The organism is Granulicella mallensis, from assembly GCF_014203225.1.
GTDB classification, from domain to species: domain Bacteria; phylum Acidobacteriota; class Terriglobia; order Terriglobales; family Acidobacteriaceae; genus Granulicella; species Granulicella mallensis_A.
The window spans coordinates 51,943-69,430 of the sequence record NZ_JACHIO010000007.1 but is presented as its reverse complement, the minus strand read 5'-3'; the positions used below and the strand labels follow the sequence as shown (position 1 = coordinate 69,430).

The 17,488-nt window shown below is 56.1% G+C and carries 15 protein-coding genes; 7 read left to right on the top strand and 8 right to left on the bottom strand.

The window, feature by feature from the left end; translation table 11 throughout:
- Nucleotides 1–60: 60 nt before the first annotated feature.
- Nucleotides 61–1,131: an amidohydrolase family protein gene (locus HDF15_RS09485; protein WP_184254973.1), complete on the bottom strand. Its 1,071-nt coding sequence runs from the start codon at nucleotides 1,129–1,131 to the stop codon at nucleotides 61–63.
- Nucleotides 1,132–1,303: 172 nt separating this feature from the next.
- On the opposite strand from HDF15_RS09485, the gene HDF15_RS09480 reads away from it, so the two are divergent.
- Nucleotides 1,304–3,277, top strand: coding sequence for an enterotoxin (locus HDF15_RS09480; RefSeq protein WP_184254971.1), 1,974 nt, complete (start codon nucleotides 1,304–1,306; stop codon nucleotides 3,275–3,277).
- Between the two features lie 3 nt (nucleotides 3,278–3,280).
- Here HDF15_RS09480 and agaR read toward each other — a convergent pair whose 3' ends face one another.
- From agaR to HDF15_RS09465, 3 genes are all read right to left on the bottom strand, one after another.
- On the bottom strand, nucleotides 3,281–4,042 hold the full coding sequence (gene agaR / locus HDF15_RS09475; protein WP_260330972.1) for a transcriptional repressor AgaR: 762 nt from the start codon (nucleotides 4,040–4,042) through the stop codon (nucleotides 3,281–3,283).
- 165 nt (nucleotides 4,043–4,207) lie between these two features.
- Entirely contained in the window at nucleotides 4,208–5,482 is a 1,275-nt protein-coding gene (locus HDF15_RS09470; protein ID WP_184254969.1) for a D-tagatose-bisphosphate aldolase, class II, non-catalytic subunit, read from the bottom strand.
- A gap of 9 nt (nucleotides 5,483–5,491) precedes the next feature.
- On the bottom strand, nucleotides 5,492–6,673 hold the full coding sequence (locus HDF15_RS09465) for an SIS domain-containing protein (RefSeq protein ID WP_184254967.1): 1,182 nt from the start codon (nucleotides 6,671–6,673) through the stop codon (nucleotides 5,492–5,494).
- Nucleotides 6,674–6,831: 158 nt separating this feature from the next.
- Here HDF15_RS09465 and HDF15_RS09460 point away from each other — a divergent pair, with 158 nt between their 5' ends.
- Complete coding sequence (locus HDF15_RS09460; protein ID WP_311733071.1) at nucleotides 6,832–7,743, top strand: sugar kinase; 912 nt, start codon at nucleotides 6,832–6,834, stop codon at nucleotides 7,741–7,743.
- A 22-nt stretch (nucleotides 7,744–7,765) separates the two neighbouring features.
- Here the strand turns inward: HDF15_RS09460 and HDF15_RS09455 are convergent, their stop codons facing one another.
- Nucleotides 7,766–8,965, bottom strand: coding sequence for a diphosphate--fructose-6-phosphate 1-phosphotransferase (locus tag HDF15_RS09455; RefSeq protein ID WP_184254963.1), 1,200 nt, complete (start codon nucleotides 8,963–8,965; stop codon nucleotides 7,766–7,768).
- 69 nt (nucleotides 8,966–9,034) lie between these two features.
- Nucleotides 9,035–9,970: a LysR family transcriptional regulator gene (locus tag HDF15_RS09450; protein ID WP_184254961.1), complete on the bottom strand. Its 936-nt coding sequence runs from the start codon at nucleotides 9,968–9,970 to the stop codon at nucleotides 9,035–9,037.
- A 102-nt stretch (nucleotides 9,971–10,072) separates the two neighbouring features.
- On the opposite strand from HDF15_RS09450, the gene HDF15_RS09445 reads away from it, so the two are divergent.
- The 5 genes from HDF15_RS09445 (at nucleotide 10,073) to HDF15_RS09425 (ending at nucleotide 14,204) form a co-directional block, all read left to right on the top strand.
- On the top strand, nucleotides 10,073–10,660 hold the full coding sequence (locus tag HDF15_RS09445; RefSeq protein ID WP_184254959.1) for a hypothetical protein: 588 nt from the start codon (nucleotides 10,073–10,075) through the stop codon (nucleotides 10,658–10,660).
- Between the two features lie 41 nt (nucleotides 10,661–10,701).
- Nucleotides 10,702–11,475 (top strand): SDR family NAD(P)-dependent oxidoreductase, encoded by a 774-nt coding sequence (locus HDF15_RS09440; RefSeq protein WP_184254957.1) that lies wholly within the window; start codon nucleotides 10,702–10,704, stop codon nucleotides 11,473–11,475.
- Between the two features lie 86 nt (nucleotides 11,476–11,561).
- Complete coding sequence (locus tag HDF15_RS09435; protein WP_184254955.1) at nucleotides 11,562–12,434, top strand: NmrA family NAD(P)-binding protein; 873 nt, start codon at nucleotides 11,562–11,564, stop codon at nucleotides 12,432–12,434.
- A 314-nt stretch (nucleotides 12,435–12,748) separates the two neighbouring features.
- A complete protein-coding gene (locus tag HDF15_RS09430; RefSeq protein ID WP_184254953.1) occupies nucleotides 12,749–13,525 on the top strand; it encodes an alpha/beta hydrolase in 777 nt (258 codons plus the stop codon).
- Nucleotides 13,526–13,565: 40 nt separating this feature from the next.
- A complete protein-coding gene (locus HDF15_RS09425; protein ID WP_184254951.1) occupies nucleotides 13,566–14,204 on the top strand; it encodes an FMN-dependent NADH-azoreductase in 639 nt (212 codons plus the stop codon).
- Between the two features lie 34 nt (nucleotides 14,205–14,238).
- On the opposite strand, the gene HDF15_RS09420 is transcribed toward HDF15_RS09425, so the two are convergent.
- Both HDF15_RS09420 and HDF15_RS09415 read right to left on the bottom strand, forming a co-directional pair.
- The gene (locus HDF15_RS09420) at nucleotides 14,239–15,744 is read right to left on the bottom strand and encodes a hypothetical protein (RefSeq protein WP_184254949.1); all 1,506 of its coding nucleotides are present in this window, start codon (nucleotides 15,742–15,744) and stop codon (nucleotides 14,239–14,241) included.
- Nucleotides 15,745–16,098: 354 nt separating this feature from the next.
- The gene (locus HDF15_RS09415; RefSeq protein WP_184254947.1) at nucleotides 16,099–17,139 is read right to left on the bottom strand and encodes a glycosyltransferase family 2 protein; all 1,041 of its coding nucleotides are present in this window, start codon (nucleotides 17,137–17,139) and stop codon (nucleotides 16,099–16,101) included.
- Between the last annotated feature and the right edge of the window lie 349 nt (nucleotides 17,140–17,488).

Here is a 17,488-nt window from a genome sequence, read left to right as displayed (position 1 = left end):
GAATGGACAGAGGGTTCCCGCCCGGCGCCGTGAAGCTCTCGCCGCCGGGTTGAGAACGCCTCAACGAAGCTGCGGAAGAAGTTTCAGAGCGTTTTCGCGATAGACCTTTCGTAGAACATCCTCCGGCAGATAGAGCCCATAGATATTCCAGCGGCCCTGGCGCGAGGCGTGCGTGGGATATTCAAAATACTCATCGTCCGTTTCAAAAAATCGGTAGTAGAGCCGATACATCTCGATCTCCGGCACAAGATCTGCGCCAAAGAGAATACGGTCGGCGTAGCGTAGGAAGAACTTTCTTGACGAGTAGGGCTGACGCCCGAGTTCGGAGGCGCGTGCGCTGATATCGACGAGCACATTGGGGCAGGAGTCCAGCATGGCTGAAACTCGTTGCAGATCTTCGCTGTTCTCGGCAATGTGAGCGCCGACGAAGGTTGTGTTCGGATGCCTCTGGAAGACGCGATCCCGTTGTTGCAGCAAAGCATCTTTGCTGTACTGCGCGCCGTAGAATCCCCAGTCTGGATGAGCGGCGAGTTCCTCATACCTCTCGTTGTTGGCATCGATTGGCAGGAAGAACGCCTCAGGATCGCCGAGGTGAACCATGACGGGAATGCCGAGAGAACCAAGCCGCTCAAAGACAGGTGCGAGGCGTTCATCGTCGATGCGAATCAGTTCCCCACTGGCGTCACGCACTGTCAGTCCAAGGTCCTTCCAGAATTTGAAGCCAACGATACCGTGCGCCACAAGCCGGTCGATACGCTCCATCGTAAGCTTGATAAAGCCTGAGAAATCCGGTGAATCCGCACCGTTCCAATCCATCCAGCCAATCGTAGAGAACCGTTTCGCATCGGCGGTGCGATAACGTTCGATCTGCTCTACGGCTTCGTCGCCGACCTTCATCGTGATGTTAACGATGTGTTCGATGTCACAGGCATCCATAATCTTCAAGACCTCTGCCGGATCTTGCGCGTCGAGATGATTGTGGTAATCGATGACAGAACAGCGGGGGTGATGAACTTCATGCACGACGTTGTGCAACATGCTGCGCGGGTGAAATTCGCTGATGGGCAGCGATACATCCGCCTTAGCCGAGACCATCGCGATAAATTTGTCCTGCGCATTCGATTCTGACATGCTTGTCTCCTCAAATCCCCTGGGAACCAGGAGCCATTTCCCTGACCGCCAAGCTTCTTCTTGCAGCGCTTCAAATGCAGAATTGAATTGTAGAACGAAATATAAAGACATTTCTATATATTTCGTTTTATTATGAACACTCTAAAAGTTCGTGAAGGTGAGGCGTTACTCTATGATCCGCTTCGATTACTCCTGTGCTGCTGTGCTCCTGGCGATCGCCACCGCTCCAGCTATGTTGCCGCAAACGTATGACGTTGAAGCTGGCATGTTGCGGACCAGAGTTGCCGTGCATAACGGACGCTTCGATGGTGTGTCCGTAACCGACACCACCTCCGGACGAAGCTTCTCCATGAAGGAGGCGTTCGTCCTCGTGATGAAGGACAGGACGGAGCTACGATCAACAGAGATGCAGGTCTCACGCATCCCGGAAGCTGCCAGCGTGGCCGACCCTCACCTGGCGCTGCGCAGGACTTCGGACAAGGTCGCCAGGACGGAGGCGTGCTGGCAGTTCACCTCGACCGCGTCGTCAGGCAGCTTTGCCTGGTGCCTGAATGTTCGCCCGGGCAGCAACTATTTTCGTGAGTTACTGCGAATCTCAGCAGGCAATACAGACCTGCCAATCGCCGAAGTGCGTCTGCTGCAGTTTGCCGATGCGGGTGCCAAGGTTGACGGCTCGGTGAAGGGTTCGCCTGTTGTGGATGGCAATCTGTTCTTTGGGTTCGAGCATCCGCTGTCGGTCAGTGCGATTGACGGTGGCGTTGTAAGGACCTCTCTGTTCCGTGATCTCCCGCTCCGTGCAGGACAGGCGATTACCTACTCGGCGGTCGTCGGAACCTCGCAGCCGGGACAGATGCGACGTGCGTTCCTGGCTTACCTGGAGAACGAACGGCCACGGGCGTATGAACCGTTTCTGCACTACAACTCGTGGTTTGATCTGGGATATGAGAACCGCTTTGATGAGGCGGGAGCTATGGACCGCGTAAACGAATTTGGCCAGCATCTGGTGGTGGAACGACACGTGAAGCTCGACTCCTTCCTCTTCGACGATGGGTGGGACGATCCGAAGACGCTGTGGGGGTTCAATTCGGGTTTTCCGGACGGCTTCAAGAAGACCGGTGAGACGGCTGCGAAATACAACGCAGGCATTGGCGTATGGCTTTCCCCGTGGGGTGGTTATGCAGAGCAGAAGCGCGAACGCACTGCCTATGGCCGATCCCACGGCTTCGAAATTCAGAACGACGGCTACGCGCTCTCTGGACCGAAGTACTTCGACCGCTTTGAGCAGATATGCCTGGAGATGGTGGACAAGTACCACGTCAACCAGTTCAAGTTCGACGGTACGGGAAATGCCGATGGTGTGTTTCCGGGCAGCGCGTTCGACAGCGACTTCGACGCAGCGATTCATCTCATCGAACGGCTGCGAAAGGAGGAGCCGGAGTTGTTCGTCAACCTGACGACAGGAACGACCGCCTCACCGTTCTGGTTGTTCTATGCAGACTCAATATGGCGCGGCGGCGAGGATCATGACTTCTCCGGAGTGGGTGATTCGCGCCAGCGCTGGATTACCTACCGCGATGCGCAAACGTACAAGAACATCGTAGTCAAGGGACCGCTCTTCCCACTGAACTCGCTGATGCTGCATGGCATCATCTATGCCAAACAGGCGAAAGACCTGACGACCGATCCGGGCAATGACTTTGCCGACGAGGTTCACTCTTACTTTGGAAGCGGTACGCAACTTCAGGAGATGTACATTACGCCTGAGCTGCTCACCGAGGCCAACTGGAACACACTTGCCGAGGGTGCGCGCTGGAGCCGGGCGCACTCGCAGACACTGAAAGATACGCATTGGATTGGTGGCGATCCGGACAAACTGGAGGTCTACGGATGGGCGGCGTGGACTCCGGAGGCAGGTATCGTGACGCTACGAAACCCCTCCACGAAGCCCCAGCACTACAGCCTGAACCTTGCGGATACCTTTGAGCTGCCCAATAAGAGCAAGACTACCTACAAGCTACACAACGCGTGGAGTTCCGGCAGAAACTCACACTTCGGAGAGCAGCGGACAGTACAAAGCGGCAAACTGCTGGATGTTGAGCTGGCGCCGTTCGAGGTACTGACACTTCAGGCTGATCCGCTTCGCTAGAGCCTAAACAAGAGTGAGATTGATCCCGGCCGAGCGGAGCGCATCAGCAGTTGCAGACGGCAAGCCGGAGTCCGTAATGATGTGGTGGATTGCCGTGGCATCTACGATTTTGGATAGGCTGCGCCGGTTGAACTTGGTCGAGTCACATACGGCCACCACCAGCGAGGCAGCCTTCACCATGGCACGATTGACGCGTGACTCCATGACATTTGGTGTCGTAAGACCAACCTCAAGATCAAAGCCATCGACACCGAGGAAGAGGATATCGGCATACATCTCGTGCAGCATATCTTCTGCCAGAGGACCGACGAGGGAGAACGAGTTCTTACGCAGCGAACCGCCGGTCAACAGCACCTCAAAGTCGGTATCACGGAGTTCGCTGGCAACGTTGACTGCGTTCGTGATGATGGTCAGATGCGAGAAGCGCCTGAGAGCCTTGGCGACAGCCGTCGTGGTCGTGCCGGAATCAAGCAGAATGCACTGCCCCTCTTGAACCAGGTTGGCAGCGGCGGTGGCGATACGCAGCTTCTCCTGCGAATGACGCCCTTCTTTCTCCCGCAAGGAAGGATCAGAGATGGCTCCGTTACTTGGGAGTAGAGCGCCACCGTGAGTGCGCTGCAGCAATCCCTGACTCTGGAGATGGTCGAGATCCTTGCGAATGGTGATGCGCGAAATCCCGAGGGAGTCTGAGAGCTCTTCGACAAGTACGCGGCCGTGCTTCTGGGCCAGCCCTACGATATATTGACGGCGCTCTTCGATAAGCATTTCGGAACCACGTTCGGCCCCCGGAAGCATTACGGATCTTGCCTCAACGGATGATTTTTTTGACGGCATATGTGCCTCTACCCTGCTTGTTGCTCAACGAAGACTACATGCCACCTTATCTAATTGCAATTGGAAAGGGAATTCGAAGGAAAATATTCCTAAAAATTACTGAATCGCACAGGCTGCAGCATAGGAACGCAGTACATCACGGATATGGTCAAGGACGAGCGACTCCGGATCTCCGGAAATTTGTTTCTCCCTCAGGCGCAGATACTGCGCGGGCAGATAACGGCTCAACAGACTCTCAGGGATCTCCACAGAGGCAAGATTCGTCATGAGACGGTCGACAGCGTTCACAATCTCAGGATATCCCCAGTAGTAACGGACGCGATCACTATAGCTATAGCGGCGAAGCAATTTCTGCTGCTCGGGAGTTCCCGCATAGTAAGGCAGCCAGTTGTCCGGCTCGCTCAGCATGATGCGCTCGATCGCTTCGCTCAGTTGTGATCGACGCGACTCGCTTATGAGCTGGCATTCAATATCTTCAAGCGCTTCAAGCGCCTCTCGCATTGCAAACGTCACTCCGGGCCCCACCTTGAGTATGGCGAATCCGTCATCGACAAGCTTCGGGTAAGCGGGAGGGAGCTGATAGTCCGTTGAATGCGCCTCAAAGACGATAGATTCCGGCTGAGTGCGCAGCCATGCAGTGAGCTGCGCAGCCTTTGCGGAGTCATAGTTCACCACAGCATCGTGATCGAACTCTACCCCCGGCTGTACTACAAGAGCGATGACGCGCTCCCACACACCCGGAAGTTCCCGCTCAAAGATCTGTTTATGGACTGCGAGAGTGTGGGAGGCTGCCTCGGTCGATGTTGCGGGGAGATCATGAACAGAGTGCGTAGCCCCGCCCGGGACAGGAACCTCCGTACCGATGACGTACACAGGATGATCTCCCGCGACATAGGCAGACTCAGCCGCCTTGCATAGCGCGGCGGCACGGTGTGCAACCAGTTCATCTGATGGCGGGCCAGGGTCGTCTTTACAAGCCATACTGGCGTCGAGATGAATTTTTGTGAACCCCGCCGCTACGTACTCGGCCACCATTGTCTCGGCATGAGCCATGGCCTCTGCCGCTGGCAGTTTGCGCCAGGGGTTAGGCCCCAGATGATCTCCACCGAGAACAAGCTTCGTTTCGTCAAATCCAGCGGCCCTTACATGGTCCAATACAAAATCGCGGAACGCAGCGGGGCGCATCCCGCTGTAACCGCCAAACTGGTTCACCTGGTTGCTCGTCGCTTCCACCAACAAAAGCGAGTCGTCGTGGGCTGCCTGCTCTGCGGCCGCACGAATAACCCAGGGATGTACGGAACATACCGAATAGATTCCAGAGGGAACGCCGCTGCGCTGCTTCAGAAGATGCTGGTGAAGAACACGAGACATAAAAGCCCCCTAGTAGATACGAAATTTCTGAACAACACGGTTGATGACACCACCAGCGCTCGGTGAGTCCGGTTTCAGCTGATGGGCAATCGAGCAATACAAGCCAAGAAGCTGTCCGAAGAACACGTCCAGGACCGGCCGATACGCATCGTCTACGTCAACCCTGATCGGAAGATAGAACTCACAATCAGGAGAGAAATTCTCCTCGGCAGACAAGGGACCCACAGCGATGCGCTGGGCAACGAGGCTCTTTGCGCCAATCTCCCGCAGCAGGTCGCGAGCATATTGCGCCCGACGCGTATCTCCAGACACAAAACAAACGAACAGTGTTTCTTTGTCCAAAGCGGCCATGGGACCGTGACGCAGACCGAGCACTGTCTCCGACATCGTCTTGATCTGCCCTGCGGTCATCTCCAGCACCTTCAGTGCCGACTCCTTCGCAACGCTCGCGAGGGACCCGCCACCGACAAAACAGATACGCGCAAAGTGATGCTTAGCAATTGCTTCCGCCTGCCGTGCCGCACTCGACAGAAGGTCGTCGCCGGCAAGCACCAATTGCTCAAGCAGCGGCTTATAGCTTGCGATCGACCACGCGTTGGCAAGGCACTGCCCCATAACGATCATGTTCGTAAAGGAACTCGTCATCGCAAGACTACGATCGTTCACCGCGTCATCCAGAACGATGACATAAGCGTGATCCACGCCCTCGCACAGAGCTGCCATACGCGCCTCTGCATGGCAGGTAACGACGATGTGCGAGATACTCGGGTAGCGCTGAAGCACTTGCTCCAGAACCGCCACCCCCTCGGGCGAATCCCCTGAGCGCGAAAACGATATCCAGAGGTATTTACGGCCGCGAACAATATACTCATCCAGGTTTGGCAACAGGTCTGTGCTCGCCACTGCAGAGACTTCGCAGCCCCACTTGGAGCGCAGGAGAGATTCGAGGGCCTGAGCGACATAGTCCGAGGTACCAGCGCCGATGAGCACGACTGAAGGACGATCTTCAACCGAGGCACTCACACCAGCTCCATCCAGGAAGGCGGCAATCTGCGCCTGGTGCTGTTCGAAGATGCTCAGTGTCGTTCGCCACGTGTTTGGCTGCTGGGCGATTTCGGCAGGAGTGAAGAGCAGGCCCAGAGCTTCCTTCTGTTCAAACGGTAGATCGACAAAGCTCGAGAGAGCGGTCAAAATCAGAACCTCACAATAAAACACCCAAAGGGGCGAAATCGAAACTTAAACTAAGTAATAATAACATGCAAGAATCAAATGAGAACATCGAAACAATAGAGGTCGAAATGAACGCAAACTCCAGGAACAGCCATCAAAAACCGTTAGATATTTGCATCGTGGGAGAAACCAATCTGGATCTGGTCCTTTATGGACTCCCGGAGGAGATGCCCGTCGAGCGGGAGCTCCTTGGCAGCGGGTTCGAAATGACCTTAGGGGGGTCCTCTTCGATTCTGACGCACAATCTAGCCGTCCTTGGCACTCAGGTGGGATTTGTCAGCGACGTCGGGAACGACGCTATGGGAGACATCGCCCAGGGCTACCTGAAAGGAAGCGGCGTTGACCTCTCACACTTCCGGCAGAAAGCTGGGGCGAAGACGGGGGTCACCCTGCTGCTTCCCCATGGGAAAAAGCGTCACATTCTGACCTATCCTGGGGTTATGTCGGAACTGAGGGTAGAGGATCTCGACTTCGCCTATCTGACCTCGGCCCGCCACTTTCATCTCTCGTCCCTGTTTCTACAGACTGGCCTCCATCCCGGCCTGCCTCAACTCTTCGACGACCTTAGATCCGCTGGGTTAACCGTGTCGCTCGATACGAACGACGACCCGACTGGCGCCTGGCATGGCGTTCTTGATCTGCTACTGGATAAGGTAGACATCCTACTGCCCAATGAGGACGAACTCCTTCAGATCGCGGACGCCTCCACCACAGAACAGGCGCTCGATAAACTGGCGCCACGCCTGCCCTTGATTGTCGTTAAATGCGGCACTCGCGGTGCTCTTGTGCAACGAGGCAAAGAGCGGAAGTGGGTTCCTCCGTGCGTCGTCGAACCAGTCGACACGATCGGCGCGGGTGACAGTTTTAATGCCGGGTTTCTGAACGCGTGGCTTGCAGGAGAAGACCCCATGCGCGCGGCTGCCATGGGAAACCTGACAGGAGCGCTCTCCACACTGAGGCCTGGTGGCGTAGAGGCACATCGTGATGTTTCGCTACGAACGCAGTTCCTCGGCACGCACGCCCTCTCCTAACGATTTCGAGAGGGCGCAAAAACTACACCGGCTCATGTCGAGGGAGGGTGCTGAGTGGTGCCGGATAGTAAGAGAGTTCGCCTACGAGCGGGCGGACGTAATCACGGAAGGAACTTGTTACTGCGAGCGCATCGTTGCTGAGCCAGTCTGCGGGGATCTCGCGATGCGACCCTCCGGCCTCGCTCAGTGGTACTAGTTTGAAAGCGTGCTCAGATCGGACGTCAAGCGGGCACAGGGCTACCATCTTATCGGTTTCACCGGCAACTAGAGCACGAACGCCTGCCCGGCCAACGAGCTCCGCATCCTCCAGGTCCCGCCTGGAAACCTGTGCCGTACAGGATCTGCCGATCAGTCCGGGCTTTTCGCTGCGGCAGCGGATTCCCAGGCTCTCTCCCACAACACCGGACAAGTACTGCGCCACACCACCAATCAACGGACGATTCGATGAACTGTATTGAGAGGCGTTCTTCTGCTCAAAGACGCGGCTTCCATCCACATACTGGACACCTTCGGAGATGACGACAACCGCCCAGCCGATTCGGCTGACTACGTTGTCAAGATCGCTTAAGAACGCCTCCAGTGAGAATGGAATTTCCGGGATATAAACAAGGTGTGGAGCATCGTCCGCATCGCGTCTCGCAAGCGTCGAGGACGCCGCCAGCCAGCCGACATCCCGGCCAAGAGTCTCGAAGATCGAGACAGGTTGCGGAAGCGAACGAATATCCATACTCAGATCGAGCGTGGATTGCGCTACAAACCGAGCCGCGCTCGCGAAGCCTGGGCAGCGATCGGTCGCGGAGATATCGTTGTCAATCGTCTTTGGAATCCCAATGATCTGGATATCTAAATTCAGCTTCCGGCAGAATCTTCGGAAGAGATCCGCGCCCCTCATGGTGCCATTGCCTCCCATGAAGACGAGATATCGAATACCGAATCGCTGCAGGTGCTCGACGCTGCGCTCGAGGTCCTGTTCCGATGGTTGGAAACGGGATGAACCCAGAGCAGCCCCAGGGCTGTTCCGAAGCGACAAAAGATCACCCGGCCCCAGATGACTCAAGCCGACAATATCCGCGGAGGATAGACCTTTCATACCGGCTCGGGCTCCGTAGATCTCCCCAATGCGAGATTGGTGAAAGCTTTCCCTGATGATGCTCGCAAGACTGGCGTTGAAGACAGCAGTAGGGCCACCTCCCTGGACGATCAATAGATTTTGAGCAGACATTCGATGTTCCTCCAGGGCGGCCTGAGATGATTCTTTTCGGTCCTTATTGAAGTCTAGGACTGACTGTATCTATTTTGCTATTCGGGCCTGCGAGTGCGAGGCCTGGACCGTCGTAGATAGGAATTCAAGAAACGCGCGCGTCTTCGGTGCGAGGTATTGGCGCGAGGGATAGTAGGCATACAGGGGAAAACGTTCATCCTCCCAATCCGGAAAGAGGTTCACCAGCCGTCCGCTCGAGAGATGGGCGTCCACGCCGAGTTCGAGAACTTGAGCGATCCCATATCCTGCCACACACACAGCGTGCATCGTTGCGACGTCACTCAGCATGAGCTGGCTTTGCGTCTCAACCTTGATCTCCTTCCGCCCTCTACGGAATGCCCACTCGAAGGGACGGCCCGTCTCCGGGTCTCGAAAATCAATCATCCGATGCCGTTCCGCGACCAGTTGCTGTGGGTCGGCAGGGTGGCCGTGTTTCTTCAAGTAGCCGGGCGAGGCCACGGTAAGAACTCTCGTGTCCAGCAATCTTCGGGCGACAAGCGTGGAGGGGCGCGGCTCACCGAAGCGAATTCCCAGATCGTATCCCTCCGAGATCAGATCTCCGAGGCCCTCCCGCGTAACCATGTCCACCTTAAGCTCCGGATAGGCTTTGAGAAATTCACTGAGTTGCGGGCCGAGAATGAGCTGCGAGAAGTAAGGGTCCATGTTGACGCGGAGTCTACCCCGGACGGTCACTTTACCTTCGGCCAGAGCGGAGGTGGCGTCTTCGAGCGCCGACACAATCGGGCCAATGGTCTCGTAAAACCGCCTGCCTTCGTCCGTAAGGGAGACGGAGCGTGTCGTCCGTTCCAGGAGCCGGACTCCAACCTGCGCCTCGAGCCGAGCTACTGCACGGCTGATGCCCGGCTGGGAGACGTTCAAGGACCTCGCCGCGGCCGCGAAGCCGCCCGATCTCACCACAGCTGCAAGGGCGCTCACGCCATTCAGAAGTCGATCATCGAAACTCATGCACTTATGCTAATTGGTTATAAGTGAAATGCCGAGAAGATTAGTTCCGAATCAATCCCCGTGAGTCAGATAGTAGGAAGCAAGGAAAGGGAGGTAAGGAACATGGCAATTCATAGAACATGGGCGGTGCTGCTCGCTGCAGCAATATTGGGCATAAGCGGTCATGCGCAGGTGCCGGCACATCAGGGACTTACATTCAACGGCGACGGCGCGTTGCGTAATCACCAGATTCATTGGCCGAAAGGGTTCGAGCCCAGGCAGGCGGACCTCTTCGCGCACAATGAGATCGACATCCAGGCCGGATGCGAGGTTGCTTTCTCCAATCTTGTCGATGCAGAGGCTTGGCCCTCGTGGTACTCGAACTCGAAGGACGTCAAGGTCTTGAATACACCGGATCATCGGCTCCGGAAGAACGCGCGAATCTCGTGGGAGACCTTCGGATTCCACATCGAGAGCCGCGTGTGGGAGTTTGAGTCGAATAGCCGCCTCGGATGGTTCGGAGACGGTAAGGACGTCCAGGCTTATCACACATTCTTTCTTACCAAGACCCCTGAGGGGTGCCACATCGTCACGGAAGAGGTTGTGAAGGGCCCCGGTGCCATTCAGTTCCGTGAGCAGCAACCGAACGCCATGCACGAGGGGCATCAGCTTTGGCTGACGACCTTGAAGGACCGGTCGGAAAAGCACTAACACTCGTAACAAATCATTTTCAGAGAGGAAGGAGCAAGACTATGGCACGCATATTCATCACCGGATCTTCTGATGGACTCGGCAGGATGGCAGCGGAGTTGCTGATTGAGCAGGGTCACAGGGTCGTCCTGCACGCCCGAAGCCAGGCCCGCGCCGACGAGACAAAGAGGAACGTCCCACAGGCGGAGGCGGTTGTTATCGGCGATCTCGGCACCATTGCCCAGACTCGGAAGGTTGCAGAACAGGTCAACGCGCTCGGCACGTTCGACGCCGTCATCCACAACGCTGCAGTCGGCTACAAGGAGCCGAAGCGAATCGAGACGGAAGATGGTCTCCCACATGTCTTCGCGATCAACACGATTGCTCCCTACATCCTGACAGCCCTGATCTCGAAGCCGAAACGACTCATCTATCTCAGCTCCGGGCTTCACCGGAACGGCGATCCAACCCTGGAGGACCTGACATGGAAGGCTCGCGCATGGGACGGAGAACAAGCCTACTCCGACACGAAGCTACACGATGTATTCCTCGCCTTTGGCATCGCACGACGTTGGCCTGGAGTCCTCTCGAATGCACTGGAGCCAGGCTGGGTCCCGACGAAGATGGGTGGCGCCGAGGCAACAGATGATCTGGATGAGGCACATCGCACCCAGGTTTGGCTGGCTGCAAGCGATCAACTTGAGGCACTCGTAACTGGAGAGTATTTTTATCACCTGAGAAAGTGGGGTACCCTTCCAGCGGCCCACGACGTTGCCAGGCAAGATCGGCTGCTTGCAATCTGTGAACGCCTAAGCGGTATCGCTCTGCCTGAGTAGCAAGCTTGATACGAATCTTTTGGTGACAGACACCGCTTCGGTTGGCCGATGTCACCCATAACAACGATAGGAACAAGGAGATCAACATGTACGCAGTCATGGGAATCACAGGGAAGGTAGGCGGTGCCGTTGCGAGCACTCTTCTTGCAAAGGGCGAAAAGGTTCGAGGGATCGTAAGAAATCCCGAGAAAGCGGCAGAGTGGCAGAAACAAGGTGTGGAGCTTTTCAAAGCCGACTACGACGACGTGGATGCGCTAACGGCAGCGTTCACCGGTGTCGCTGGCGTGTTCGTAATGGTCCCTCCAAACTTCGCACCAACACCGGGCTTCGCCGAGACCAAGGCAACGTTGAAGGTCCTGCATGAGGCACTCTCAAGAGCTCTGCCGTCGAAGGCGGTTTATCTTTCATCCATCGGAGCGGAACAGGCCAGCGGATTGGGTTTGATCACGAGCTCTCATCTTCTCGAAGAGGCGATGGGCGATCTTCCGATCTCTCATGCCTTTCTGCGCGCCGCCTGGTTCATTGAGAACTCAGCCGGCGACGTAGAGAGCGCGCGGAATGAAGGCAAGGTCCTGTTTCAGCTCCATCCGCTTGACCGGAAGTTTCCTCTGATTGCGACTGCGGACATCGGCAAGGCAGGTGCGGAGACGATCACCCAGAGTTGGACCGGAATTCGCCATATCGAAGTTGCGGGCCCCGAGGCCTACAGTCCACTCGACATCGCAGAGGCTTTCGCGGATGCTGTTGGACACCCCGTCGAGGCGATCGCCGTTCCCAGGGCGGAATGGGAGACGCTATGGGTCTCACAGGGAATGCCGGAGGGGCGGACGGCGCCTCGTGCGGAGATGGTCGATGCATTCAATTCCACGTGGATTCACTTTGGCGTACCTGGAACAGAACATGTGGATGGAACGACGTCGCTTCGCGAGGTGATCACTCAGCTCGTGACTCGCGGCTAACACCACTGTCCTCAATTCGACTGATCCCTCAGCTCTGTTGCGGGTGGCATCGACGATGCCACCCGCAACAGAGCTTTGCCACGAATCGGAAGATCTTAGTCGCGCCAATCCAGTTCGGCGAACTGCTTGGGACCCATGATGAGTCGTCCCTATCACGGTCATAAGAACAAACAACAATCGCGAATCACCTGTGAAGAGTCCAACGTAGCGTGAGGCACAAAAACACATCCGCTGGATGAGAGCCGCACCAGCAGTGCCGATTCTTGGTTTTGAAACGCACCGCAGGACTCAACAAAGAGGAAACAGGAGCTAGTATGTTCAATCGATTCGCCGTATTTACCACGATGTTATGTGCTGCCGCTCTGTCGAGCGCACCAAACTTACAAGCTCAGAAGTCTGGAGTAAAAAATATTGTCCTCGTCCACGGGGCCTGGGCGGACGGTTCGGGCTGGAGGGGCGTTTACGACAATCTTGTCAGGGATGGCTTCAACGTCAGCATCGTCCAGGAGCCGGAGACCACCTTCCAGGATGATGTGACCGCCGTGAAGCGTGTCCTCGCCCTGCAAGATGGACCGAGCATCCTTGTCGCGCACAGCTATGGAGGAGCCGTAATTACGGAAGCCGGCACGGATCCATCCGTTGCTGGATTGGTGTATGTTGCAGCGCACATGCCAGACGCTGGAGAGAACGAAGCGGACGACGGAAAGCGCTTCCCGAGTGACCTCAGCAAGTCTGGTGCGATCAAGAAGACGGCAGACGGTTTCACGTACCTCGATCCCACCCAATTCCATGAATACTTTGCAGCCGATCTTTCTGCAGAGCAGGCCGCTTTCATGGCGCGATCGCAGGTACTGAACGCAGCGGACAACTTCAAGGCAGTCATCACCAGGCCTGCATGGAGAGAAAAGCCGAGCTGGATGGTCGTCGCCGGGGCGGATAGAACGATCAACCCCGACCTCGAACGGTTTTATGCCAAGCGAGCTCATAGCCACACAGTCGAAGTCGCAGGCGCCAGCCACTCAGTCTACGTCTCGCACCCGAAGGAAGTCGCAGAGGTAATTGAGAGTGCGGCCCGTGCGGTTTCAAAATAGTTCGGACTCCGCAAGGAGTCCCCACAGCCGGAGGAACCAAGTGAACATTCTCGAAATTCAGTCCTCGCCAAGAGGCGAATCTTCCGATTCGATCAGCCTCACCCAATCATTTATCGAGGCGTGCAAATCCGACAACACCTCAATCGTTGTGGATACATTGAACGTCTGGCATGAACATCTACCGGAGTTCGATTACGAGGCCATTGGGGCGAAGTACAAAGCAGTGAAGCACGAAACGATGACGGCGGCAGAGTCCAACGCATGGGAGCAGATTCAATCGCTGATTAAACGCTTTCAGAGCGCCGATAGAATCGTTATAGGAACTCCAATGTGGAACTTTGGCCTGCCTTACAAGCTCAAACAATTGATCGATCTCGTAGCACAGCGAAACTATCTGTTCACCTACGACGGCAAACAGTACGGCCCTCTCTTGAACGTGGAAAAGGCAATCGTCGTCTATACACGCGGTTCACGTTTCCTGGAGGGCACTCCTATACCGCCCTCGTTGTTCGATCACCAGGCAACCTATTTGAACTTCTGGTTGCACCTTGTAGGTGTTCGAGATCTTCGGAGCGTAATTGTTGACAACGCGTGGAATCAAGATCGTCAGGAATCAGAAGTGAGCCTGGCGAAGGGCAAAGCGACTTTGGAACAACTGGTTGAGTGGTTTCTTAACTAGTCGCAGAGCCGGGGTTGCGCTAGAACGCGCCCTTTCATTTGGGGAGAATGTACCCCAGTAGCTCTTCCGTTTTACTGCCTTCGCACAGAGGATCGCCGCTTGCGAAGTGGCCACTACCGGTGGAGCACCGATAAAGAGGAGAGAGCACGAGACCCGCAACCGATTGCGCATACATGTATCCATTGATGCCAATGATGTGCTGTCCTTCGCAGTTCCCATCAAGCGAAAGAAAAAAATCCACGTCGCCGCGTTTACAGCTGTACAGGGCAACGGTGGCTCCCTGCTGTGGAGATTTGTAGACTTCGCCCAGCGTCTCCTCGATCGAAAAACCTCCCGCCGGATCGATCCAGCCCGTTGTGACATCGTGTGAGATGCCGTTCTTGTACCGCTTTAAGTCGTACAGCGGTGGCTCCTTAGCTGACCATGTGTACTTCCCTATGTCCCACGTGTTGACAGCGGCCTGTGAGGCGGCGGAGGCAGGGGATGCATTCCAGGGAATCCACATATTGGAGAAAGAAGGAAAGATCTGAAGAGTACCGCTGTCGTCCTGATACAAATTCCCAGAAGGATCGCGTGCGAAACCGGCACCGGAGATCATTTCATACCCGGTAAGATTGGTGTCGATCGTCTTCAACTGGAGCCAGCCCGTCTTGCCAGCCAACAAATCGTTCTGCGGGATTCTGTAGACCTGGAAGCCGTAAGAACCCAACTCCTGTACGTTTCCTGTTGTAGCCAAGCTGCGCGTGGGGAAGTTGAAAGAAGCATACCAATAGCTATCGGCTGGGTTGTAGGCTATGTTGCCCCAACTGGCAAGAGTCGGAGGAATGTTCAGCCCATTTGTGGTCAGCGTGCCGACGCTGCTGAAATGTACTCCGTCCGACGAGACGGTCTGCACATGACTATTCGGCGCCAGGGGTGGTTCGTCATCCTCGTAGAACAACCAGATAGCCTGTTTTCCATCTGAGTTATAAGGCACCGGCTGCGCCGGACCATAGACCTGCTGATTGGTTGTCGGGATCACCGGCGAAGGGTACTTCTTCCAGTGGATGCCGTCGTTGGAAAAAGCGGCGCCGATGCTGTTGTTAATACCTGCCACCTCGGCCGTCCCTACGTAATACAGTGCGTATTTATAACTTGCGCCATCTCCCAGTGGGTTCGTGAACGTGCCCTGTACAACCTGTGGGTTGCACGTATACGCCGAGTCCCAGGCTCCGGGCGTCTCAGCCAGCACGACCTCAGGCCCCACTTGTTGGCCGGTGTCGAGATTGATCGATTCATACTGAATCGTGTCCGTATTTTGCGAATGGTCGGCTGGGTTCTGGCCCTGACCACACCACCAGAACTGCTGTACATGGCCAACCTGAATGATGGAGGGCGAGTAGTCATATACGCCGGCGCGGCCGACCACTGCGTTTGCAGGTGTTCCACTCAGCGTAGAGCATCCGCCTAAACAAAAAAGCGCGCAGACAAGCGCCACAAGGGTTGCCGCAGATGCGATGCCTCGACGGCTGACCGACGGGAGTTCCTCTTTCGTCAACATTGTGTCGCCGGGAGCGAGGCAAAAGACAGGGGTGCACGCACCGGCTTCATAACGATTCAGAAGGAGCTTCATGTGGCAATTGTAGCGACCCACCGGGGTGGCTATTGTTACAGATTTCCAGAGCGACCGTTGGGTGTGGCGGCCCGGCCACCGGATCGGACAAACAAAGCTGAGAGTTTCTGCCAACTTATTTGATCCGGGCGGTGGAAGCATCGATGAAAGACAGAATCGCCACGGGTTCTTGATCGAATACCGGACCGACCGGATTGGCATTGCCATAGATGTCGCTTGTTTATGTAGACAAGCCAATAATCCCAGCCACACTTCGGCTTTTTGGAACCTATGCCTGCCGAGTTAGAGAAGCAGATCCCGAATCATGGCTTGAACGCCTGTGGGAGAGTGACGTTCGTAGTGTTTTTTGCGCCGAAGCACGTGTGGCCAGCGACGCAGCCGGCTGAGGTCGAGCAGCGCCGCGCTCGTACGGGCATGATCGACTTTGGCCTGGATCTGGCCTCGAATCTGAAGCAGCTTCCTCTGCAGATCTTCCGATGAATCAGCCGTGGCTACTCTGAGCAAATCTTCAAACAGCTCGGCAGACGCGCGGTAGTCTTTCTGATTGCGCTTGCGCGAGAGCGCGAGATAGCCGCCCAGACCGTGCTGCAGGATATAGCTCCGCTTTTGTGCTGAGGTAATGGGAACGCCGATCTTTTGATTCTCGTGGACACGATATGCCACAAGATGTTCAGGACAGGCCAGCAGCTTCCCTGCCTGAGCCATCAGGAGAGCCAGCCATGCATCATGCGGCCAGCTCGCAGGCATAAGCCGGAGCTCATCCTTCCAGGTCCGGCGAAAGGCGAAGGCCATGCCGGTGACCACGTTTCGCTGCAGCAGCACATCAACCGCGTGGCCAGAGCGCAGCCGTTTCTGATCCACGTCGCGAAAGCGAAAGCTCGCCCAAAGGTCCCCTGGAAGCTTATGGGACTCACGATCGATCAGGTCTCCGTTGCTGAAGATTCCCTCTGCCTCAGGATGGGCGCTGAAAAGTTCCCTCAGCCGCGCCAGCTTCTGCGGATACCACAGATCGTCCTGATCGGATAAGGCAATCACCTCTCCCGAGCAGAGCGAGATCGCCTTGGCGAAGTTGCGACTGTAGCCAAGGTTCTCGGCATTGCGCACAATACGAACCGGAAAGGGAGCATGGCGGGCAAACTCTTCCGCGAGAGAAAGAGTGTTGTCGATGGAGCCGTCGTCGCACAGGATAAGCTCATCGGGTAGCCGGTGCTGGTCGACGAAGCTCTGCAGCTGTTCGTTCAGATAACGTTCGCCGTTGTACGTACACATGGCAACGGAGATACGAAGAACCTGGTCGGATAAGGCGGGCTGGGTCTGGCTCATGGCAACACTAGGTATTCTAGAAGAATTATCCAACTACAGGGAGTTTCCGGTCGGGCGCGTCTAAGACAGGTGCGGTGCAGGGCCAAGGATCTGCCGTAAGCCTTGTCAAATTCTTCGCGGTGACGCAGAGGGGCGGTGTCCTTCTGCCGCTAGCGATCACAGTGTGCAGGCCAGCGTCTGGTCGTCGCTCAGGTAAGTGATTTTCAACACGAGATCACTCTCCTAATCGAAGGCGAGGGCATCGGCCAAAACCACTGCCTCCTCGAATCATCTGCAAAAGCGTGAGTTCTTGCCGATGAACAGGCGAGCCCCGAAGGAGTCGTCTAAACTATAGGTTTAGGCTGCATTT

Excerpts from the sequence above, each read along its gene's own strand:
- HDF15_RS09485 (WP_184254973.1), bottom strand. The coding sequence starts at position 1,131 with ATGTCAGAATCGAATGCGCAGGACAAATTTATCGCGATGGTCTCGGCT.
- HDF15_RS09480 (WP_184254971.1), top strand. The coding sequence starts at position 1,304 with ATGATCCGCTTCGATTACTCCTGTGCTGCTGTGCTCCTGGCGATCGCC.
- agaR (WP_260330972.1), bottom strand. The coding sequence starts at position 4,042 with ATGCTTATCGAAGAGCGCCGTCAATATATCGTAGGGCTGGCCCAGAAG.
- HDF15_RS09470 (WP_184254969.1), bottom strand. The coding sequence starts at position 5,482 with ATGTCTCGTGTTCTTCACCAGCATCTTCTGAAGCAGCGCAGCGGCGTT.
- HDF15_RS09455 (WP_184254963.1), bottom strand. The coding sequence starts at position 8,965 with ATGTCTGCTCAAAATCTATTGATCGTCCAGGGAGGTGGCCCTACTGCT.
- HDF15_RS09450 (WP_184254961.1), bottom strand. The coding sequence starts at position 9,970 with ATGAGTTTCGATGATCGACTTCTGAATGGCGTGAGCGCCCTTGCAGCT.
- HDF15_RS09445 (WP_184254959.1), top strand. The coding sequence starts at position 10,073 with ATGGCAATTCATAGAACATGGGCGGTGCTGCTCGCTGCAGCAATATTG.
- HDF15_RS09440 (WP_184254957.1), top strand. The coding sequence starts at position 10,702 with ATGGCACGCATATTCATCACCGGATCTTCTGATGGACTCGGCAGGATG.
- HDF15_RS09435 (WP_184254955.1), top strand. The coding sequence starts at position 11,562 with ATGTACGCAGTCATGGGAATCACAGGGAAGGTAGGCGGTGCCGTTGCG.
- HDF15_RS09430 (WP_184254953.1), top strand. The coding sequence starts at position 12,749 with ATGTTCAATCGATTCGCCGTATTTACCACGATGTTATGTGCTGCCGCT.
- HDF15_RS09420 (WP_184254949.1), bottom strand. The coding sequence starts at position 15,744 with ATGTTGACGAAAGAGGAACTCCCGTCGGTCAGCCGTCGAGGCATCGCA.
- HDF15_RS09415 (WP_184254947.1), bottom strand. The coding sequence starts at position 17,139 with ATGAGCCAGACCCAGCCCGCCTTATCCGACCAGGTTCTTCGTATCTCC.